Origin of the sequence: Shewanella zhuhaiensis, from assembly GCF_022484835.1 — a bacterium.
In the GTDB taxonomy this organism is placed as follows: domain Bacteria; phylum Pseudomonadota; class Gammaproteobacteria; order Enterobacterales; family Shewanellaceae; genus Shewanella; species Shewanella khirikhana.
Genome location: NZ_JAKUDL010000001.1, coordinates 211,881 through 230,831 on the forward strand (window position 1 = coordinate 211,881; position 18,951 = coordinate 230,831).

22 protein-coding genes are annotated in these 18,951 nt (G+C 56.3%); 13 read left to right on the forward strand and 9 right to left on the reverse strand.

Going from position 1 to position 18,951, the window contains the following annotated elements:
- Window positions 1-20 precede the first annotated feature (20 nt).
- Entirely contained in the window at window positions 21-821 is an 801-nt protein-coding gene (locus MJ923_RS00900) for a response regulator (protein WP_126165660.1), read from the reverse strand.
- Window positions 822-933: 112 nt separating this feature from the next.
- Window positions 934-1,320, reverse strand: coding sequence for a hypothetical protein (locus tag MJ923_RS00905; protein ID WP_240589505.1), 387 nt, complete (start codon window positions 1,318-1,320; stop codon window positions 934-936).
- A 122-nt stretch (window positions 1,321-1,442) separates the two neighbouring features.
- Between MJ923_RS00905 and MJ923_RS00910 the strand changes: the two genes are divergently transcribed.
- On the forward strand, window positions 1,443-1,952 hold the full coding sequence (locus MJ923_RS00910) for a DUF4240 domain-containing protein (protein WP_240589506.1): 510 nt from the start codon (window positions 1,443-1,445) through the stop codon (window positions 1,950-1,952).
- Here the strand turns inward: MJ923_RS00910 and MJ923_RS00915 are convergent, their stop codons facing one another.
- Window positions 1,953-2,255, reverse strand: a complete 303-nt coding sequence (locus MJ923_RS00915) for a hypothetical protein (protein ID WP_240589507.1) — start codon at window positions 2,253-2,255, stop codon at window positions 1,953-1,955. It abuts the gene before it with no gap.
- Between the two features lie 465 nt (window positions 2,256-2,720).
- Here MJ923_RS00915 and MJ923_RS00920 point away from each other — a divergent pair, with 465 nt between their 5' ends.
- Window positions 2,721-3,245 (forward strand): DUF3016 domain-containing protein, encoded by a 525-nt coding sequence (locus MJ923_RS00920; RefSeq protein ID WP_240589508.1) that lies wholly within the window; start codon window positions 2,721-2,723, stop codon window positions 3,243-3,245.
- A gap of 6 nt (window positions 3,246-3,251) precedes the next feature.
- Here MJ923_RS00920 and MJ923_RS00925 read toward each other — a convergent pair whose 3' ends face one another.
- The gene (locus tag MJ923_RS00925) at window positions 3,252-5,003 is read right to left on the reverse strand and encodes a bifunctional diguanylate cyclase/phosphodiesterase (protein WP_240589509.1); all 1,752 of its coding nucleotides are present in this window, start codon (window positions 5,001-5,003) and stop codon (window positions 3,252-3,254) included.
- 63 nt (window positions 5,004-5,066) lie between these two features.
- Window positions 5,067-5,375, reverse strand: coding sequence for a prephenate dehydrogenase (locus tag MJ923_RS00930; RefSeq protein WP_240589510.1), 309 nt, complete (start codon window positions 5,373-5,375; stop codon window positions 5,067-5,069).
- Window positions 5,376-5,420: 45 nt separating this feature from the next.
- Here MJ923_RS00930 and MJ923_RS00935 point away from each other — a divergent pair, with 45 nt between their 5' ends.
- Both MJ923_RS00935 and MJ923_RS00940 read left to right on the forward strand, forming a co-directional pair.
- Complete coding sequence (locus MJ923_RS00935) at window positions 5,421-6,332, forward strand: TraB/GumN family protein (protein ID WP_240589511.1); 912 nt, start codon at window positions 5,421-5,423, stop codon at window positions 6,330-6,332.
- Window positions 6,333-6,479: 147 nt separating this feature from the next.
- On the forward strand, window positions 6,480-7,115 hold the full coding sequence (locus MJ923_RS00940; protein WP_126165668.1) for a chemoreceptor glutamine deamidase CheD: 636 nt from the start codon (window positions 6,480-6,482) through the stop codon (window positions 7,113-7,115).
- On the opposite strand, the gene MJ923_RS00945 is transcribed toward MJ923_RS00940, so the two are convergent.
- The gene (locus MJ923_RS00945) at window positions 7,112-7,885 is read right to left on the reverse strand and encodes a methyltransferase domain-containing protein (protein WP_240589512.1); all 774 of its coding nucleotides are present in this window, start codon (window positions 7,883-7,885) and stop codon (window positions 7,112-7,114) included. The genes MJ923_RS00940 and MJ923_RS00945 overlap by 4 nt on opposite strands.
- A 248-nt stretch (window positions 7,886-8,133) precedes the next feature.
- Between MJ923_RS00945 and MJ923_RS00950 the strand changes: the two genes are divergently transcribed.
- Entirely contained in the window at window positions 8,134-8,970 is an 837-nt protein-coding gene (locus tag MJ923_RS00950; RefSeq protein ID WP_240590220.1) for a MaoC family dehydratase, read from the forward strand.
- Window positions 8,971-9,045: 75 nt separating this feature from the next.
- Here MJ923_RS00950 and MJ923_RS00955 read toward each other — a convergent pair whose 3' ends face one another.
- Entirely contained in the window at window positions 9,046-9,936 is an 891-nt protein-coding gene (locus MJ923_RS00955; RefSeq protein WP_240589513.1) for an aldo/keto reductase, read from the reverse strand.
- A gap of 153 nt (window positions 9,937-10,089) precedes the next feature.
- On the opposite strand from MJ923_RS00955, the gene MJ923_RS00960 reads away from it, so the two are divergent.
- Window positions 10,090-11,772 (forward strand): formate--tetrahydrofolate ligase, encoded by a 1,683-nt coding sequence (locus MJ923_RS00960; RefSeq protein WP_240589514.1) that lies wholly within the window; start codon window positions 10,090-10,092, stop codon window positions 11,770-11,772.
- An 86-nt stretch (window positions 11,773-11,858) separates the two neighbouring features.
- Here the strand turns inward: MJ923_RS00960 and MJ923_RS00965 are convergent, their stop codons facing one another.
- Window positions 11,859-13,460, reverse strand: coding sequence for a mechanosensitive ion channel family protein (locus tag MJ923_RS00965; RefSeq protein WP_240589515.1), 1,602 nt, complete (start codon window positions 13,458-13,460; stop codon window positions 11,859-11,861).
- 136 nt (window positions 13,461-13,596) lie between these two features.
- Between MJ923_RS00965 and MJ923_RS00970 the strand changes: the two genes are divergently transcribed.
- A complete protein-coding gene (locus MJ923_RS00970) occupies window positions 13,597-13,926 on the forward strand; it encodes a hypothetical protein (protein WP_126165672.1) in 330 nt (109 codons plus the stop codon).
- Here MJ923_RS00970 and MJ923_RS20755 read toward each other — a convergent pair.
- Window positions 13,923-14,045 carry a hypothetical protein gene (locus MJ923_RS20755; protein WP_257791721.1) on the reverse strand — a complete coding sequence of 41 codons (123 nt, stop codon included), beginning with the start codon at window positions 14,043-14,045 and terminating at the stop codon, window positions 13,923-13,925. The genes MJ923_RS00970 and MJ923_RS20755 overlap by 4 nt on opposite strands.
- 203 nt (window positions 14,046-14,248) lie before the next feature.
- Between MJ923_RS20755 and MJ923_RS00975 the strand changes: the two genes are divergently transcribed.
- The 6 genes from MJ923_RS00975 to rraB all read left to right on the forward strand — a co-directional run bounded on the left by MJ923_RS00975 (window position 14,249) and on the right by rraB (window position 18,884).
- Window positions 14,249-14,542 (forward strand): ABC-type zinc uptake system zinc chaperone, encoded by a 294-nt coding sequence (locus tag MJ923_RS00975; protein ID WP_237158691.1) that lies wholly within the window; start codon window positions 14,249-14,251, stop codon window positions 14,540-14,542.
- An 83-nt stretch (window positions 14,543-14,625) separates the two neighbouring features.
- Window positions 14,626-15,819, forward strand: a complete 1,194-nt coding sequence (locus tag MJ923_RS00980) for a hypothetical protein (protein ID WP_240589516.1) — start codon at window positions 14,626-14,628, stop codon at window positions 15,817-15,819.
- Window positions 15,803-16,708, forward strand: a complete 906-nt coding sequence (locus MJ923_RS00985; protein WP_240589517.1) for a metal ABC transporter solute-binding protein, Zn/Mn family — start codon at window positions 15,803-15,805, stop codon at window positions 16,706-16,708. The genes MJ923_RS00980 and MJ923_RS00985 overlap by 17 nt, the downstream gene beginning before the upstream one ends.
- A gap of 3 nt (window positions 16,709-16,711) precedes the next feature.
- Window positions 16,712-17,473 carry a metal ABC transporter permease gene (locus MJ923_RS00990; protein WP_240589518.1) on the forward strand — a complete coding sequence of 254 codons (762 nt, stop codon included), beginning with the start codon at window positions 16,712-16,714 and terminating at the stop codon, window positions 17,471-17,473.
- Window positions 17,474-17,635: 162 nt separating this feature from the next.
- Window positions 17,636-18,373: a 1-acylglycerol-3-phosphate O-acyltransferase gene (locus MJ923_RS00995; RefSeq protein ID WP_240589519.1), complete on the forward strand. Its 738-nt coding sequence runs from the start codon at window positions 17,636-17,638 to the stop codon at window positions 18,371-18,373.
- Between the two features lie 85 nt (window positions 18,374-18,458).
- Window positions 18,459-18,884 (forward strand): ribonuclease E inhibitor RraB, encoded by a 426-nt coding sequence (gene rraB / locus MJ923_RS01000; RefSeq protein ID WP_126165677.1) that lies wholly within the window; start codon window positions 18,459-18,461, stop codon window positions 18,882-18,884.
- Window positions 18,885-18,951 lie beyond the last annotated feature (67 nt).

Below are 18,951 nucleotides of genomic sequence, written 5' to 3' on the forward strand. Positions count from 1 at the left end.
TTTCAGGGGTTTTATCTCAATTAATTCTCATCCAGCAGCTGGTAAAGGATTTGCTTCACCAATTGTGGCTCAAAAGGCTTATCACACAAGGCATTGACGCCAGCCTGGCTGACGTTGGACAAATGCGCATCGTTGGCCTCGGACGATACCATCAGGATGGGAATATGGGATTGCTGGCTTTCGGTGCGGATAAACTGGGTCAGTGCCAGACCATCAACGCTGGGCATGTTGTAGTCGGTCACCACCAGATCGAACATTTGCTCGCGCATCAGGGCAATCGCCTCACTGCCATCACAGGCCTCGGTGATTTGGCGCATGCCAAGGTTGGTGAGGGTGCGGCGAATGACATTGCGGGCCATGCGGCTGTCGTCCACCACCAGCACCCGCAGGTCCTGCACATCGAAGTGGGACAAATCCAGCTCATCGTGGGACAGCAGGTCGATGGTCGCGTTGAGCGCCTTGCCCAGGTGCTCCTTGTAAAACGGCTTGGGCAGAATGGCGACCACGCCGGACTGTCGGAAAATCTCCAACTGCTCGCGGCGACACTCGCTGGACACCAGCATAAACTGAATATCCTGACAACCGGGTTCGGCCTTGATAAAGGTCAGCAGCGCCAGGGCGTCGCCATCGGCAAAATGCATGGCACTGGCAATCAGATCCGGCTTGTGGGCACGGATAAGCTCACGGGCCTCTTCCAGACCCGGGGCTGTTTCTATGTTCAGAATGCCCTCATCACGAAGGCGATTGATGATAATTTTGCGTTGTGTGTCTGATGGTTCAACCAACAGAATGGACAATTCACTCGGTGACAGTTGATGCATGTCGTCAAATACCAAAAAGCAGGCCGGTTCCGGCGCAGTTAAAGGGGCTGCAATCAGTGTAGCTGCCGGGGGCCATTACAGCGGGCACCTGGCCTCGGTTTGCTGCCGTTTATTATTGTTGTTGGCTCAAATAGGCCTTGGTTTTGCTGTGAAACGCCACCCACCACTGGAATGCCAACAAGGCAGCAATAGCGGCGGCAACCAGCGGCAGCGGGATTTCTTTGCCTTCGATAAACAGCTTGGCGTCTTCCGGGCTGATTTGGGTAGCGATAATGGCGGTCACCCCCAGGGCGGCGAAACCCAGCGTTTGAATGGCCACATAAATCCGCAGCGCCCACAGGCCCCAGTTGGCTCTGAGCACCAAGCCTATCAGTACAGGGATAACCCCCAGGGAAAACATATCCGGCGCGCCGGTGGTAATCAGTCTGCCAATGGCAAGAGCGGTAAACACCACATAGAGCACCAAGAGTACAAGCAGGGGAAATGGCGGGAGTTTCATGGGGATCCTCGTCACAGAAAGTCGGCCAAGTGTAGAAAAACCCAGAGGGTCAGTCCAGCTCGGCATCATATCCATGGCCAATACATTTGATATAAAATAGCGCTCCGAAAAGGAGACCCTGTATGACCGAAAACCAATTTTGGCAGTTGGTAACCCGCCAAAGCGCCGATGAATCTCAGGAAAGCCTGTGTGAGCGGCTGAAACTGGCGCTGGAGCCGATGGACAATGACCAGCTGAAAGCCTTCGATAAATGGTTTGGGCAGAAGATGCGTCAGGCCTATACCTGGCCGCTGTGGGGCGCCGCCTACGTGGTGACCGGATGTGACAGCGACTACGGCTTTGCCGAGTTTCGCAGCTTTTTGATTTCCCTTGGTCAGGAATGGTTTGAGCGTATTGTGGCGAACCCGGATGCCCTGGCTGGATTGCCTGGCTGGCCGACAGTGGATGGCTACGCTTATCCCTTTATTGAAGATTACGATCTGATTGCCGGGCAGATATTTGAGGACAGAACTCAGGAAGAGCTGCCCTTCGTGCCCTCTGGCAGCGTCAACCCCGCGGGCAAGCAGTTCAGTACCCGCCCGAAGGATCTTAAGGCCAATTACCCGGCCCTGTGTCAGCTGTTTCCTTTCTGATTATTCAGTGCAGGTGCTGGTGGCGTCGTCGTACTGACGGCCGTGCTCGGTGCAAAGCCGGGCAACCAGTGCCGACTCCTGCTGCTTCAGTTGCTCGTTCATTTGATTGAACATCTTATCGCTGTAGCTCTGTTCCACTTGGGTTTGTGTCTGTTCCAACAGCGAAAAATGACGTGCGACAGCGGCCCGCTGGGCACTGGTTTCTGGCTTGACAGCGGCTTGTGCATTGGCAAGGCTGCTGATGCTGAGCAGACCTGTCAGGGCCAGCGCAGACATCAGGGTGGCAGTGGATGGCTTGGTCATGGTGTTACCCTCAAAGTAGACAAGACCCGGCCATGGTAGCGGCCGGGGTTGAACCGCCGCTGAACAGAATTTTGCCCGATTTTGGGGTTTTTCCCTGCTTGGGGCCCCGGTGCCGCGCTGCGGCAGCGTGCTCCCTGGCTGCCAACATCGCTGGCAAGATCCCGATATCAGGCTTTGCATTTCAGGTAGTTATATCAGCTCAAGCCAATCAGTGGCAGCAACTGACGGCCGAACGTGGCGGCGCTGCAATCCGTGTCCACCTGCCCCGGCAGTCGGTCGGAAGTGGGGTTTGCCTGATACAAATTGATACCGGAACCTTTTGCGACTACTCTGTCTAAACTAATGGATAAACAAAAACTTATAATCGGTACATTGTATCGACGCCGGTTTTGTATTAAGTATTGGTTCAGCTTTGTTTAGCTAGAGTTGATACGAGTGAAAAGTGTACAGGCCCAAGGAGGCTTTATGAAATCCAAGATGATTCTGATTGCCGGTCTCTTTATCGCAGGTTCTGCGATGGCGGCCGACGAGGCCACCCCGAACCCGGTGACCGAAGACGGCGCGGTGAAAATCACCTGGCAGGAGCCGAAAAAGTTTCGCGATATCAAATCCAGCGGTGAGCTGCAGTCACGCTATGAGAATCGCATGTTTGAGACCCTGACCAAGGAACTCAATAAAGAGGCGTCCAAGTCGCTTAAACCTAACCAGAAACTGGAACTGGTGGTGACCGATGTGGATCTGGCCGGTGATATGCGCCCCACCTTTGGCGCCACTGCCAACGATCTGCGCATAGTGAAAGAAATCTATCCGCCACGTATGACCTTTACCTATCAGGTGCTTGACGGCGAGCAGGTGGTGATTGCCGGTGACGAGAAGCTCACCAACCTGAACTTTATGAACGACATTCGTCCGGTAAACGATAAGCCGTTTATGCATGAGTCCCGTCTCTTGTCCCAGTGGTTCGACAAGCAAGTGGCTCCCAAGCTGTAATAAAGCTTAAGCCTGTCGCAACTTAGGCGGCAGGGTATCCAGCAGGCAAAACCCACCTTTGGTGAGTTTTGCCTGTTTTTTTGCCCGGGCACTGAGCTCTGACAATTCATGTTCGGTGGCATGATAGGTGTGCTTGGGCGAGAGTATTCCGGCGCACAGCGATACCAGAGGATGCAGGCAGCTGTTGCCCTGGCGGTCTTCGGCTTCAATTGCCTGCGCCTGCCAGTGCTGCTGGTGGTAAAAGCTTTCCCGGGTTTGCTCAAAGGCCGCAATCACCGACATCACCCGGTTGTGGGGATCTTCGGTGGAAATCATCACAAAATCATCGCCGCCGATATGACCAACAAAGCAGTCGCTGTCCTGGTGCTGCCCCAGCAACCCGGCTACCTCGCAAATCACTTCATCGCCCCGACAAAACCCGTAAATATCGTTGTAAGGCTTGAAGTGGCACAGGTCAAAATACACCAGATAAAAGGGGCGCGCGTGTTGTCTGAGACGCTGCAATTCTTCCTGAATAGGCACATTCCCCGGCAGCCCGGACAGCGGATTGGCGTGGCGCGCCACTTTAATCCGATGCTCGGTAATGCGCGACAGCAAGTCCTTGGTGTGGCCCACCCCAATGAACTTTCCCTGCCTGGAAATAATAAAGTGCTGCGCCATTTGCTGCTCAGGATCGGCTGTGAGACGCTGGCTGACTGAACTCAGTGGCTCGCAGGCTTCCACCAAAGGCACGGCGCTGTCCATCACTTCGGTTACCAGATGGTTTTCGTGCAGGGCGCGGCCGTAAGGGGTTGAGAAGAGTTCCAGCAGGGCGGTGCGACTGATAAGCCCAAGGGGCGTATCGCCATTAGCTACCACCACTGCCTGCAATGCCGGTTGGCTGCAAAAACGGTCGCTGATATGCCTTAATTTGGTTTCTGGCCCTACAGTTACCGCACTGCAGGCCAGGCTTTCGGCTGACTCTCCGTATCTGGGGCTGACACTGATAACGGCGCTGCCGCTTACCAGCGACTCCGGCAATTGCCGCTGAGGCTGCAGGGCCGGCAGCCCCAGCAGAAACCCCTGACAGTAGGTAATGCCGAGTTGCCTGAGTACCTGAAGTTCGGCTTCGGTTTCTATGCCTTCGGCAATGACCTTACAGGTCAGGCTTTGGCAAAGCTCAACAATAGAGCGAACAAACTCCTGTTTTACCGGATGTTTATCTATGTCATGGATAAAGTGGCGGTCGATTTTTACATAGTCTGGCGCCAGTTCTGACCAGAGCCTGAGCCCGGAGTAGCCCGCGCCCAAATCGTCTATGGCGGTTAAAAAGCCCTGGTTGCGGTAATGCAGCAGGCAGGCTTTGAGCAGGTCAATATCGTCGGCGGGGTGCTGCTCCGATAACTCAATGACGACCTGAGAAGGCGGGATCCCCAGCTGTTGCAACATGGCGAGCGTCTTGCCCCGGGGATGATCCGGATCCAGCAGTGCCTTGGGGGAAATATTGATAAACAGCTTGCCCGGCAATTTGCGCTCGGCAAAACGGCAGGCGGCGATTTGCCTGCACAGGGTTTCCAGTTCGCTCAGCCGACCTTCGTGCTCAGCTGTTTTAAACAGGGGCACAGGGGCAAAAAGAGGGCTGTGGGCCGGGCCGCGGGACAGAGCCTCAAAGCCATGAACCTTACCCACCGAGATATTGAATATCGGTTGGAACAAGGCTTCGATGCTTTGCTTTTCAATGATTTTTGTCAGTTCTGCCTGAAGGTCGATAGCGGGCATGGAGGCAACTCAGGTGCTTGGATGCCCGCAGTCTATGGCAGCGGTATGACAAAAGTATGAAACTTACTTGCCTTGCTGTTTGAACGCCTGCAGGGTTTGTAGCAATACGCCGAGTTTGCGCACCACGGTTTCCAGTGCCGCCGTCGTCACTTCGGCTTCACGCAGACGGCTGAAGTCTGTCCCCAGCTCCTGCACATAGGGGCCGAAGCGGTTACTGCGGGTGCTGAACCCTTCATCGGCGGTGAAGATATAACTGAACTTGCCGTGGCCAGCCTTTTGCAGCTCATCCAGGCGTGTGTCTGCGTCGATGGCCTGGCGGTAAGCCAGTTGCAGGTTTTCGGTCAGTTGCTCAAGGACCTTGGTGTATGGCATAACAGCTTCCAATCAATTTTTTCGGGATTATAAGAGGCAAGGGAGATGGCAACAAGTTCATGGTCATGGCGATTGGCCGCCATAGCGTTGGCCGGATTGGCGTGGATGGGGGCGGCAAAGGCCGCAGAGCAGGACAAACCGCCGTTTTACGAATTCAGCCATAAGGGCAAAACCGTGTACCTGCTGGGTTCTATTCATGTGGGCAGCCACGACTTCTATCCTTTGCCCAAGGCGGTGGAGCAGGCCTTTAACCGGGCCGATGCATTGGTGGTCGAAGCGGATGTTGGCGCTGCAAGTGGCGACATTCAAACGCTGCTGGCCAAATACGGCATGGCAAGTGGCAAGCCGGATACGCAAACCGCGGCGGCATTGGCTGGATACTGCGCACCAAGGCAGCAGGTGTGTGCGTCCTTGTCGGCATTCGCCCCCTGGCTGCAGGCATCGCAAATTACCATGGTGCAATTTGCTGCCATGGGTTTCAGCCCGGAATCGGGGGTGGATGTCACCCTGCTTGAGCGCGCCAGAGGCAGTAAACGCATTCTTGAGCTCGAGGGCATGGAGTACCAGTTCAACCTGATGGCATCACTGCAGCCCGAACATCAATGGGCCATGGTACGGGAGGCGATTGAAGCCAAAGACTCGGATATCCGCGATCTGGTACAAAGCTGGCGCAGCGGCGATATAGACTCGCTGGCGCAGTTGATGCGTGAGTCCATGGAAGAAGGAGAAGACCTCACCTTGCTCAAAACCTTGCTGTGGGACAGAAACCAGCGCATGGCCGACACCCTGATGACCATGCTGGCACAGCCGGACACCCCGGATACCCTGATGGTAGTGGTGGGCGCCGGGCACCTGGTGGGCGAGCAGAGCCTGACTTCGATTCTGGCGCAGCGTGATTTAGTCATTCACAGCGCCCTCGGCCACTGCGGTGCGAATGGTGCAGTTTGCAAGTTCTGATGCCGGGCGCATTTCCGCCACTAATCTGTTCAGGTTATTGATTCAGGCGGGCGGGGGCACTTTTTACTAATTAGGTAGGCAAATTCCTGCCAATACCGTATGGCGTCTTTTCGTTGTCTATACTGTTAAGGTAGCAACGGAGGCGCCATGGCATTGCAATCCCCACAATTGGTCTACCCCGGTTTTGAAAAAATCCCCAGATATTGGGACAACGAGCAGCAATCTCAGGTTGCCCGTGTCGACCCGGGGGAGTTTTACCTTACCTGTCAGGATGAATATGTCTACACACGCCTCGGCTCCTGCGTTGCCGCCTGTATCTGGGATCCTTTGATGGGCATAGGCGGGCTGAACCACTTTCTGTTGCCGGAAAAAACCCTCCATGAAGATTGGCACCAGCTGACCAGCTACTCCTGCCGCTATGGCAACTGGGCGATGGAGCAGCTAATCAACGGTATTCTGGCGGTGGGTGGTCTCAAGAGTCGGCTGCAGGCGAAAATTTTTGGTGGCGCCAGTCTGGGGCGAATTTCAGTACTCAATGTGGGGCAGTCAAATATCGACTTTGTGCGCGAGTATCTGGCGATGGAAGGGATCCCGGTGATCTCGGAAGATCTCGGTGGCCCCTGGCCGCGCAAGGTGCTGTTTCATCCCCAGAGCGGCCGGGTAAAGTTAAAGCGCCTGGAGATGACCGGCATGGCGCAAATCGAGAAAGAAGAAGAGGCCTACCTCAAAGACGTTACCCAGCATGCCGATGCACCGGAGCCGGGCAGCGTGGAGCTGTTTTAGGCTGTTGGCTTTTGACACACAAAATGCACGTAACGTCCCAGCGGCAGAAATGCCGCTTCCCGGGAGTATTTCAGCTCCATCTCTATCAGTCCGGCATCGGAGTATTCGGTGGAAAGGCTGCCTTTCTTAAGGTAGTCGTGGATCACCCTGACTCCGGAGCGGCAATGCACCTCAAACTGCCATTCCCGGCACCAGCTTTCAACCTCGTTCACTGTCAGCGGAAAATTGGGGCTCAGCCGCACCCGCTTGGCCTTGAATCCCGACGCCACATAGCCAAAGTTACCCGCCACCAGAGCGTGAAAACACATGGCATCCTTGTTGTAAAACATCAGTGAAAACAAGCCGCCGGGCCGCAGCATCTGCAAAAGGCCGGTCATGGTGCCTTTGGCATCGGCAAGCCACTCCACCACCGCATGGCACAGGATAAGATCGAACTGCCCCAGGGCGTCGGCATCCAGCTCCTGAATGGGCGCATGAATACACTCGATATCCAGAGCATCGGAACTCTGGGCTATCTGACGCCTGGCTTCGGCAAGCATTTCGGCAGAGATGTCACACAGCACCACGCTGTGGCCCAGCGCCGCCAGCCGTTGGCTGAAAAAGCCAAAACCGCCGCCGGCATCCAAAATCCGCAGTTTGCCTTGGCCGAGGCGAGGCAGCTGTTCCTGCAGATCCCGCCACAGTACCGCCGAGCGAATATCGCCTTTCAGAGTGCCATAGATATTCTTGGCAAATTTGCCCGCCAGGGAGTCGAAGTTCTTATCTTGCAATTGCGCTCATCCGCAGTGAATTAACGGCGGATAGTGTGGCACAGCTTTGGCATTTTGGGGATATGGGCCGGTGAATGTCTTTTAGAGCAATAAAATCAAACAGGGTTTAAATATTTATTTCATAAATTTCATGTGGATAGGCTGTGGATTCAGGCGAGGGTACACATTGGCGGGAATGAGAGTATAATTCCCGCTCTTTTCATGTGGGGGAAGCTTGCACCATGGGACACCAGGTGACATTAAAGGCGATGCCATCGCTATTTTCGCTGTATCGCAAGATATTTCTTGGCCGTAAGCCCGGCTGGGATCAAAAGCCGCTGCCGGAAATCCGGGTCAGTGTGTCTGAGGTTGCGCTCGATGCGGCCGTGGTGGCCCGTTATGCTGAGGTGTGTGGTTTTCGCTTTGATGGCAGTACCTTACCTCCGACTTTCCTCTACATTTTGGCGTTTCGCCTGCATGCGGTGATCTTCACCCATGACGCCATTACCTTCCCTTTGCTGGGGATGATCCACCTGAAAAACCGCATCAGCCAGTACCGTCAGGTCAGCACTCAGGAAAAGGTGCGACTCGAATGTGCCCTCACCGGCAGCGAGCAAACCGACGCCGGGCTGGAGTTCGAGCTGGTGTCCAAGGCCTGGGTGGGTGATGAACTGGTGTGGGAAGCGCACTCCATTTATCTGTATCGCATCGAGTCTGCTGGTCGCCGTGCCCGTCCGCCAAAGGGCAGCGAAATGGCCTGGGAAGATGTGAAAACCTGGGCGCTGGACGACAAGCTTGGCTGGCGATATGCCCGTGCATCAGGGGATTACAACCTGATCCACCTGCATCCTTCTTTGTCCAAGCGCTTTGGATTCGATCGGGTGCTGGCCCATGGCATGTGGTCCAAGGCCCGCTGCGTGGCGGAGCTGATGGAACAGATTGGCAACCGTCCCTGCACGCTGGACGTGGCCTTCAAGCTGCCGCTGTTTATGCCGGCAGAGGTGACCTTTGGTGTTGAGGCGGTGGATGCCGGTTGGCGTTTTGAGCTTCGCGACCAGAAAGGGCGTCGCCCTCATCTGAGTGGCGAAGTGACATTTCACGATTGATTTGCCACAGTTCCTATAAATGAAAAGGCCGCAGCAGCGGCCTTTTTTTATGGCATTTCAAACGACTTTTGCCGCTCAAGGCACGCTGTGGCCGGTGGACGCCTGCCAGATACTAAACCATTGCTGGCGGTCCAGTTTGACCTTCTCTGAGGCCAGCGCCGATAGAATCCGTTCTTTGTTCCCACTGCCGATAATCGGATGGGGTTTGCTTGGGTGCATCCTTACCCAGGCATAAATTACCTGGCTGATGTCGGCGGCGCCGGTTTGCTCTTTTATCTGCTCCAGCACCGAGCGCAGGCGTACGGCCCGCTCGTCCGAACCCGTCATCAGCGCGCCGCCGCCCAAACAGGACCAGGCCATGGGGCGGATCTTGAGCTGCTGACATTGATCCAGGGTGCCATCGTGGATCACTGACATAGCCACAGGCGACAGCTCCACCTGATTGGTTACCAAGGCAAAATCCAGCCGCGATTGCAGCAGCGAAAACTGCGCCGGGGTAAAGTTGGACACGCCAAAATGGCGCACCTTGCCGGACTGCCTGAGGGTGCTGAAGGCGTCAGCCACTTCATCGGCATCCATCAGCGGATCGGGCCTGTGGATCAGCAGCAGATCCAGATGATCCGTCGCCAGATTGGCCAAAGAGCGTTCGGCGCTGTGGATTATGTGATCCCGGCCGGTGTCATAGTGATTCACATAGCGGCTGGCATCGCCCATGATGGCGGGCTTGATGCCGCACTTGCTGATCAGGGTCATCTTTTCCCGCAAATGGGGCGCTTGTTTAAGTACCTCGCCGAACAGTTGCTCGCACTGGTAGCCGCCGTAAATATCGGCATGGTCCATGGCACTGACGCCATGTTCCAGATAGGTTTCAACCAATTGGCGCCGTTCATTCAGGCTCAGTTGCCAGTCGGCCAAGCGCCAGAATCCGCCGATAAATTCCGAGAGGGTAAAAGAGGTGTTGCTCATGCTGGTTCCTAAAAACTGCGCTGAAATTGATTTGGATTCAGGAAAGGTGAATTAGTGAATTGTTGAGCTTCCTGAGTCCCGGCTTTTGCCGTAGGTTTGTGTCACAAGACCCGCCTAACAGGGGCAAATAATACTCTACAGCGAGATCTCACTATGTTGACAGATATGGAAATATCAAGACAGGCCAAAATACGCCCTATAGGTTGGATTGCCGATGATTTCGGCCTTGGCAGGCAGCTGTGGCGCGAGGCCGGTCATTCCATGGCCAAAATCAGTCTCGACGCCGCCCGCGCCCCGGCCAGAGGAAAACTGGTCATAGTCACTGCCGTGACTCCCACTCCCCACGGGGAAGGTAAAACCGTGACCACCATAGGCCTGACCCAGGGGCTGCATCTGCTGGGCCACAAGGCCTGCGCCTGCATCCGCCAGCCAAGCCTTGGCCCGGTGTTTGGGGTTAAGGGGGGCGCTGCCGGCGGTGGTTTTGCCCAGGTGGTGCCCATGGAAGTGATGAACCTGCATATGACAGGCGACATACATGCGGTGACCAGTGCCCATAACCTGGCAGCTGCCGCTATCGATTCCAGGCTGTTCCATGAGTCCCGCCTTGGCGCCGAGGCTTTTGCTGCCAAGACCGGCCTTAAACCGCTGGATATTGACCCCGAAAACATCCTGTGGCGCCGGGTGGTTGATCATAACGACCGCGCGCTGCGCCACATTCAGGTGGCCTTTGGCGACAACAATGGCCCTGTGCATGACAGTGGCTTTGATATTACAGCTGCATCTGAACTGATGGCGATTCTTGCTCTGTGTGAAAACATTGCCGATATGCGCAGCCGCATCGGCAGGGTGATCCTGGCGATGAGCAAATCCGGTCTGCCGATCACCGCAGAAGATTTGGGGGTGGCTGGCGCCATGACAGCCATTATGCGCGATGCCATTGAACCTACGCTGATGCAAACCCTGAGCGGCGCGCCCTGCCTTATCCACGCAGGGCCCTTTGCCAATATTGCCCACGGCAACTCATCGATTATTGCCGACCGGGTGGCGCTGGCGCACCACGACTTTGTGGTCACAGAAGGCGGCTTTGGCTCGGACATGGGCTTTGAAAAGTTCTGTAATATCAAGACCCGCGCCTCCAATATCGCCCCTGCGGCGGCCGTGCTGGTGGTGACCTTGCGGGCGCTCAAGGCCAATTCCGGGGTGGAAGGGGATGAGCAAAGCAGGCTCGAAGCAGGCTTTGCCAATCTTCAATGGCATATGAGCAACGTGATGGGTTACGGCCTGCCGCTGGTGGTGGCCATTAACCGCTTTCCTGACGATGCCATGGCCGAGCTTGAGTGGCTTAAGCAGCGTTGCATGGCAGAAGGGGCCTTTGGCTGTGAAATCAGTGATGCCTTCAGCCACGGCGCCGGGGGCGCCAAAGCCCTTGCGACTGTGGTGGCCAGAGCCTGCGACAGCCCATCCAGCTTCCAGCGGCTTTACGATGATGAGATGGACTTTGGTGCCCGGCTGATGACCCTTGCCGAACGCTACGGCGCCTCGGGTGTCAGCCTGTCAGACACAGCCCGCGCCGATTTGGCGCTGATTGAATCTCTGGGGTTGTCCAAATTACCCCTGTGCATTGCCAAAACGCCGCTGTCCATCAGTCACGATCCGGCTCTGAAAGGCGCGCCCAGCGGCTTTGAGCTGCCGGTGGCAGGGCTCAGGCTCAGTGCCGGAGCCGGTTTTATCACAGTGCTCACCGGCAAGGTGATGACCATGCCCGGCCTTGGGCTTAAACCCGGTTACCTCAATATTGACGTGGATGAGCGCGGCGACATCATCGGCCTTGGCTAGTCACCGCAGTTAACCCGGCAAAATAAAAAGGCACCCCGGGGTGCCTTTTTGCTGTAACGGCATGGCAGCCGTGGCAGAACTAGGGGTTAGCCACGGAAGAAATGCACATCCCGCTGCGGGAACGGAATGGTGATGCCTTCGGCATCGAAGCGCTGTTTCACCGCCTTGGTAATGTCCCAGTACACTTCCCAATAGTCGTCCGGTTTCACCCAGGGGCGTACCACAAAGTCCACCGAGGACTCGCCAAGCAGGTGCAGTTTTACTGTCACATCCGGATCCTTGAGCACCTTTGGATGGGCTTTGACTATCTCGGTCAGTATTGTTTCGGCGTGGTCGACATTGTCGGCATAGCTGATGCCAAAGGTCATATCCACCCGGCGATGGCGCTCGGCGGTGATATTGTTGATGGTATCGCCCCAAATCTTGTTGTTGGGGATGATAAGCCGCTGATTATCCAAGGTCTTGATGGTGGTAGACACCAGGCTCATATGGCTGACACGGCCGGTTACTCCGGCGGCACTGATAAGATCGCCCACATCATAGGGGCGGTAGATAAGGATCATCATGCCGGACGCGAAGTTCGACAGTGTGTCCTGCAGCGCAAAACCGATAATCACACCGGCAATACCGAAACCAGCCAGCAGCGGGCCAAGCTCAAAGCCCAGCTGCGACAGGGCAATCAGCACCCCGAGGGTGTACACGCCCTTAACCGACAGCGAGATAAAGAAGTCCTGCAGCAGCTTGCTGAACTTGAGTTTGGAGTTACTGACGGCTTTCTTCACCAGGCGTTTTACCAGTTTGGCTACCAGGCTGGCGCCAAAGAGGATCAGCAGGAACACAAACACCTTGAACATCACCTTGGGGCCGTTTTCGACGGTTTGGGCCTCGGCGGCGCCCAGCCACTGGCTGAGCAGGCTGCCCACCACATCGATGTCGAGTACATCCTGGGTGATGTCGCCGGAGACCTTGAACAGGGTTTGTTTCAGGTTGGCGGTGTCGGTGCCAAGCTCATCGAGCAAGCCGATAGCGGTGGATAAGCTCTGGCTGTTTTGCTCCAATCGGGCCTTGAGTTCGCTCACCTTGGCGGTTTGCTCGGCGGTCACGTCTTTGCCGGCCGCGCGGGCATCTTCCACCGCCGCTTGCAGTTGCTCCTGGGTGTAATTCACCAGACTGGCGAGGCGATCTGCACGGTTACCAAGCGACGCCTTGAGTTCGGCGCGGCGTACATCTGTTTCCATGCCAAGCTTAGCACCCCAGTCCAGCAGCTTAAGCTCGGTCTTGTAGCTTTCATCCCGTTGACGCTCGCGATTGGACAGGGTGACCAGCGTCGGGGCGTCATTGTCTGTGCCCAGACTCGCCTGCAGCCTGGCGATATCTGACTTCAGATAGCTTTGGGATTTCTGTACATAGGCCAGCTGATGCTCCACCAGCGCGAGCAGATACTGACTGTCGGCGTTGGGTTCTTCCAGGGCATTGCCCAGCATCTGTTGCAGCTCGCGGGTTTTCTCGCCGATACGAAATTCGGTGATGGCCACCAACTCGCCCTTGGCGCGGCCGAGGGCATCCAGATCCTGGCTGATACTGGTTTCCAGGCTGGTGACCCTGTCTTTGAAGTCATCGCTGACGGCGAAGGCCGGGGCAGACAGTACACTTGCCCCCAGCAGCAAAACGGGAATGAATCGATGCATTTTCAACATCCTGTTGCCAAAAGATGCATGCATCATAGCGACAGAAACCGCTGCCGTACAATTGCGGCCTCACAAGTGTGATCCCATCCGGGCGTATCTTTGGTAGAATTCGCGCCTCAATAACCGAGGACTCCCCATGATTTGCAGCCACTGTCATTCCAACTTCAAAGCGACCGCCGTGAAGGCGCAACGTGGCAAGGGGTTTGAAGCCCAGATCCAGTGTCCCCACTGTGATGCCTGGCTTGGGCGCAGCCCATTGCTGGCCAAACTCAAGTTGCTGGGGTTTTATTTGGGCGTGGCGGCAGTGCTGACTGCCTGGCTGCATGCCCCCTGGCGGGGGCTGGCGATGTTGGCCGCGGGCTTTTGCCTGACGCTGCTGTTGGTATCACACCTGATGGATCAGCTGGTTGTGATTGAAGCGCCTGAAGTGGAAGACAAAAGCCACGAGCGGCAGAAATACCGTTAGAGCACGGTTTCCTGTGCGGCGAGTGAGGCTTCTACCCACCAGATCCCACCCAGAATGCCGCCAACCACCAACACGGCCACCAGAATAAGTTTGACGTTTTCTTTGAAGAACTGGCTCATCTCAAGCTTCTCCTGACACAGCGAGCAGACCATCTGCTCACTTATACACCATGGTAACTCTGGCGGCTTAAGGCAAGATTAACCCCGCCAAACCCGCATGGTATGCGGAAAATATTCTGTAACCATTGGGTTATCGCAGTGGTTGCCAGTGTGTAAACCCTGCCGTAAACTTGAGCGGCTTAAATTTCGAGGGGAACCGCTGCGTGCGCTTTTCAGGATACAAACCCAACCGACTGATTGCTGTATGGCTTGCCGCCGTACTGGCAGTGCTGTCGTTTGTGTCCTCGGCCCACAGCGTGTCGCACCTCGATGAGGGTGCCAACAGTCACTGTACCCTCTGCTTCCATCAGCACCAGCTGAACAAACTGCTTCCCGGCACTGCCTCTGTGGCCGTGCCTGCCGGGGTTGTGCGTGAACTGCCTGTCAGCGAACCTGTGTTTGCTGTCACGGCTGACTCTCCCTCGCCCCAGGCCCGTGGCCCTCCTGCCGCTCCTTAAATACAACACATTTAACGCATTTTTTGACTTGTTTACCCGGTAGCAGCTTGCTGCCGGGCGTTTGCTGTATTTTTGGAGAATTTATGAACACCTTTCGTTTTTCTTTGCTGGCTACTGCCCTGATTTCTGCCACCGCCGCTGCCGAGTCGCCGACCCTGACCAACCCGGCCATCAGCGCCGTGTTGGATGGCTATTATCAAAGCGGTGATCGCGCCCTGGGTGGCCGCGAAGAAGGATTTGGTCTGGGGGAGAGCGAGCTTGCCATCAGCGCCAATATCGATGACCTCTTCTACGGCAAGGTGACCACAGTGATTGAGGCCCACGACGGTGAGACTGAACTCGAGCTCGAAGAAGCCTTTATCCAAACCCTGGCCATGCCTGCCGGGTTCTCGGTTCGTGCCGGTCGCTTCCTGTCTGACATCGGTTATCTGAACAACCAGCACCTGCACACCGATGCCTTTGCCGACCGCCCTGCGGCCTATCGCGCCTTCCTCGGTGGCCATTATTTCGATGACGGTGTGCGCATCAGCTGGGTGGCCCCAACCGACCTTTACTGGACCCTGGGTTTTGAAGCCCTGAAGGGCGACAGCATGCGCGCCGAAGATGAGCACGGTGAGCGTGAGTTCGATACCGTGGGTGTCTATAACGCCTTTACCAAAATCGGTGGCGACATCGGCGACAACAGCTCCTGGCAGCTGGGTCTGGCAATGATGAACAACCGTAATGGCCGTCTCACTCCCCATGAAGAAGGCGAAGAAGCCCATGCGGATGAGGGCCACGACCATGGTCACAGCCACAGCGCCGCCTACACAGGTGAGAAAACCTACGTGGCCGATGTGGTCTACAAGTGGGCGCCAAACGGTAACTACAAATATCAGCACCTGACCCTGAGCGGCGAGTTCTTCCGCGTCAATGATTTCAAGGCACTTGAGCTGCACGATGAAGATCATGCCGAAGAGGACGATCACGACCACAGCCATGGCAAGGACTACCATCAGGGCTGGTACTTAAGCGGTGTGTATCAGTTTAATCCCAACTGGTCGGCCGGTTTGCGTTACGGTGAGCTGGATACCCAGCTGGCCCATGACGACCACTTCGATGCCCAGAAACTCAAAGAAACCGAGTTCAGCCTTAACTGGCATCACAGCCATTTCTCAACTGTTCGCCTGCAGTACACCCGTCAGAAGGGCACCAACTTCGACGGTTTGAGCGATGACAACCTGTTTACTTTGCAATACGTGATGACTTTGGGGGCCCACGGTGCGCATCAATTCTAAAATTTCAGCGGCACTGGCCGCATTACTGCTCGGTCACAGCGCTGCTGCGCTGGCCGAGGTGAATATTTTTGCCTGCGAACCTGAGTATGCGGCCTTGGCGAAGGAGCTGGCCCCCGGGGCCAGCATCTACTCAGCCACCACGGCGCTGCAGGACCCGCATCAGGTACAGGCTCGCCCGAGCCTGATTGCCAAGATGCGCCAGGCAGATCTGGCTATCTGTGCCGGGGCCGACCTGGAAGTGGGCTGGCTGCCAATGTTGCAAATGAAGTCGGCCAACAGCGCCGTGCGTGATGGCAGCGAGGGCATGTTCTACGCTGCCGAAGCCATCGAGACACTGGACAAGCTCGCCAAGGTCGACCGCTCCATGGGCGATGTGCATGCCAAGGGCAACCCGCACCTGCATTTCTCGCCATCGCGGCTGCTGACTGTAGCCCAGGCTGTAAGTGCCCGCCTGCAGCAAATTGACCCTGAGCACGCCGCCGATTATCAGGCGGCACTGAGCCAGTTCAGCGACCGCTGGCAGGCTGCTATCCCACGCTGGGAAGCCGATGCCAAGGTGCTGGCGGGACGTAAGGTGATTGCCTATCACACCAGCTTCCGTTACCTGTTTGACTGGCTGGGGGTAGAGCAGGTAGCCGATCTCGAGCCCAAGCCGGGGTTGCCGCCTTCCAGCGGCCATCTGGCGAGTTTGCTTGAACGGTCACGTCAGGGCGATGTGATGGCCATTGTGGTGGCATCGTATCAGGACACCCGCGGTGCCAACTGGTTGGCCGAAAAAGCCACTCTGCCGGTGGTGGTGTTGCCCATGTCTGTGGGGGGCAATGATGAGAGTCAGGATCTCTTCAGCCTCTACGACAGTGTCATCAAACTGCTGAAAGACGTGAGCTGACCTATGTTGAACTGGGATCTTCTGGACATTCTGCTGCCGGCGCTTGGCGCCGGTATTCTGGTGCTGTCCACCCATGTAGTGCTGGGCAGGCAGGTGCTGCGCCGTGGCATCATCTTTATCGATCTGGCCATTGCTCAGGTGGCGGCGCTGGGGGCGATTGTGTCCCATATGCATCCGCTGCTGGAAGAGGCGCCATTCTCCGGTTTGTGGATGCCGGCACTGTTTGCGCTGGCGGGGGCCGGGCTGATTGCCTGGTTATCGCGGCGCATGGCCGGGGAGCTGGAGGCCATGATTGGCTGCCTGTATGTGCTGGCGGCGGTGGCGGCCATGTTGCTGCTGGCCAACGATCCCCATGGCGCTGAGCTGCTTAAGCAGCTGATGTCCGGACAGATCCTCTGGGTCAGCTGGGATCAACTGTGGCTGCCGGCACTGGTTTCTGCCGCTGTGCTGGCGCTGATCATGGGGCGTCCGACCCTGCTTGATGGCCCGGCATTCTACTTGCTGTTTGCGCTGGTGATCACCCTGTCGGTAGAGCTGGTGGGTGTGTATCTGGTCTTCAGTACCCTGATTTTGCCAGCCCTTGCGGTTAATCGCCTCACTGGCTCCCGTGCACTCGGCTGGGCTTACGGCGTGGGGCTTTGCGGCTATCTTACCGGTCTGGTGCTGTCGGCAATGTTCGATTTGCCCAGCGGCGCCATGATAGTGGCAACCCTGGCACTGTCGGCGGCAAGCTTCCGGATAATTACCGCCAAAGCACGTCAATAGGGTAGAATGCGTCGTCAAAGCCTGATTAAGCCCACCGAGAGGTGGGCTTAATTTATTGATATATAAGTTGATAGTTAAAATCAGCGAACACGTGTAAACAAAGGATTGTTCCTCAGGGCCTGTGTCGTTATACTGCGCAGGAGTTTTTACCGGGAGTATGTCGTGCTGTTAATCGTCAGATCCTTACTGCTTGCCATTATGTTGCTGGTTGCCTTCCTGGTGGGCAGTGTTGCCTGTGTCGTGCGTCCACGTCACAGGGACAATGTACATATGTTCGCCAAGTGGTTTTCCGCCGTGGCCCCTGTACTGGGGATCAAGGTGATTGTGCGCCGCCCCAGCGACGAGCGCAAAGAGCCTTGTGTGTACCTGGCCAACCACCAGAACAACTTCGATATGTTCACCCATACTGCCGCTGTGCCCAAGGGCACTGTGAGCCTGGGTAAGAAGAGCATTGCCTGGATGCCACTGTTTGGGCAGATCTATTGGCTCTCCGGCAACATTCTTATCGATCGCAAGAACCGTAACCGTGCCTTTGAAACCATGGCCAACACCGCCCGCAAGATCAAAGAGAAGTGCTTGTCGGTGTGGATTTTCCCCGAAGGGACACGCTCCCGTGGCCGGGGCTTGTTGCCGTTCAAAGCCGGTGCCTTCCACACTGCCATTGCCGCCGGCGTGCCCATGGTACCTGTGTTGGCGTCCAATCAATGCCATATCAAGCTTAACCGCTGGAACAATGGTGTGGTGATCATCGAAGTGATGGAGCCTTTTGAAACCAAGGGGCTGGACAAGAGCAATGTCAAAGAGCTGTCTGAGCGAATTCACGCAGCCATGTCGGCCAAACTCGAGCAGCTTAACCGCGAAGCCGAAGCCCTGATGAAGAAGGCGCGTCTGGCCAACTGACGCTCTTTTGGATCTCTGTTATACTGCGCCCAAACTGCGCCGCCCGTGGTGGGTCGGCGACTGTGTTTGTTATTGGAGTCAGCCCATGTCTATCGAGCGCCTGCTGAAGGCCCAACAGGAAGAGACCCGCGATATTGTTCAGTCACTGCTGGACGACGGTTCCGATCCCCATGCCGAGTATATAATTGAGCACCACTTCTCAAGCACCAATTTCGATCGTCTCGAAAAGGCCGCTGTGGATGCCTTTAAACTGGGTTTTGAAGTGACTGACGCCGAAGAGCTGGAGCTGGAAGACGGCAGCCTGATCTTCTGTTTCGATGCCATCGCCAACCACAAGCTGGATGCCGATCTGATTGATAAGGCCTGTGAGCAGCTGCTGAATCTGGCGGTGAAGCAAAAGGTTGATTACGACGGTTGGGGCACCTACTTTATGGGTGACGATGATGAGCTGGACGACGAAGACGATGAAGAAGACTTCGACGACGACGGCTTCCCTATCGAGCGCCACTGAGCCGCATCCCCAAAGCCAGGCGTGAACAGCGCTAGGCAGCAAAAAGCCCGTCCAAAGACGGGCTTTT

Bases quoted from the DNA above. Each gene is read 5' to 3' on its own strand.
- MJ923_RS00900 (WP_126165660.1), bottom strand. From the start codon at position 821: ATGCATCAACTGTCACCGAGTGAATTGTCCATTCTGTTGGTTGAACCA.
- MJ923_RS00905 (WP_240589505.1), bottom strand. From the start codon at position 1,320: ATGAAACTCCCGCCATTTCCCCTGCTTGTACTCTTGGTGCTCTATGTG.
- MJ923_RS00910 (WP_240589506.1), top strand. From the start codon at position 1,443: ATGACCGAAAACCAATTTTGGCAGTTGGTAACCCGCCAAAGCGCCGAT.
- MJ923_RS00915 (WP_240589507.1), bottom strand. From the start codon at position 2,255: ATGACCAAGCCATCCACTGCCACCCTGATGTCTGCGCTGGCCCTGACA.
- MJ923_RS00920 (WP_240589508.1), top strand. From the start codon at position 2,721: ATGAAATCCAAGATGATTCTGATTGCCGGTCTCTTTATCGCAGGTTCT.
- MJ923_RS00925 (WP_240589509.1), bottom strand. From the start codon at position 5,003: ATGCCCGCTATCGACCTTCAGGCAGAACTGACAAAAATCATTGAAAAG.
- MJ923_RS00930 (WP_240589510.1), bottom strand. From the start codon at position 5,375: ATGCCATACACCAAGGTCCTTGAGCAACTGACCGAAAACCTGCAACTG.
- MJ923_RS00935 (WP_240589511.1), top strand. From the start codon at position 5,421: ATGGCAACAAGTTCATGGTCATGGCGATTGGCCGCCATAGCGTTGGCC.
- MJ923_RS00940 (WP_126165668.1), top strand. From the start codon at position 6,480: ATGGCATTGCAATCCCCACAATTGGTCTACCCCGGTTTTGAAAAAATC.
- MJ923_RS00950 (WP_240590220.1), top strand. From the start codon at position 8,134: ATGCCATCGCTATTTTCGCTGTATCGCAAGATATTTCTTGGCCGTAAG.
- MJ923_RS00955 (WP_240589513.1), bottom strand. From the start codon at position 9,936: ATGAGCAACACCTCTTTTACCCTCTCGGAATTTATCGGCGGATTCTGG.
- MJ923_RS00960 (WP_240589514.1), top strand. From the start codon at position 10,090: ATGTTGACAGATATGGAAATATCAAGACAGGCCAAAATACGCCCTATA.
- MJ923_RS00965 (WP_240589515.1), bottom strand. From the start codon at position 13,460: ATGCATCGATTCATTCCCGTTTTGCTGCTGGGGGCAAGTGTACTGTCT.
- MJ923_RS00970 (WP_126165672.1), top strand. From the start codon at position 13,597: ATGATTTGCAGCCACTGTCATTCCAACTTCAAAGCGACCGCCGTGAAG.
- MJ923_RS20755 (WP_257791721.1), bottom strand. From the start codon at position 14,045: ATGAGCCAGTTCTTCAAAGAAAACGTCAAACTTATTCTGGTGGCCGTG.
- MJ923_RS00980 (WP_240589516.1), top strand. From the start codon at position 14,626: ATGAACACCTTTCGTTTTTCTTTGCTGGCTACTGCCCTGATTTCTGCC.
- MJ923_RS00990 (WP_240589518.1), top strand. From the start codon at position 16,712: ATGTTGAACTGGGATCTTCTGGACATTCTGCTGCCGGCGCTTGGCGCC.
- rraB (WP_126165677.1), top strand. From the start codon at position 18,459: ATGTCTATCGAGCGCCTGCTGAAGGCCCAACAGGAAGAGACCCGCGAT.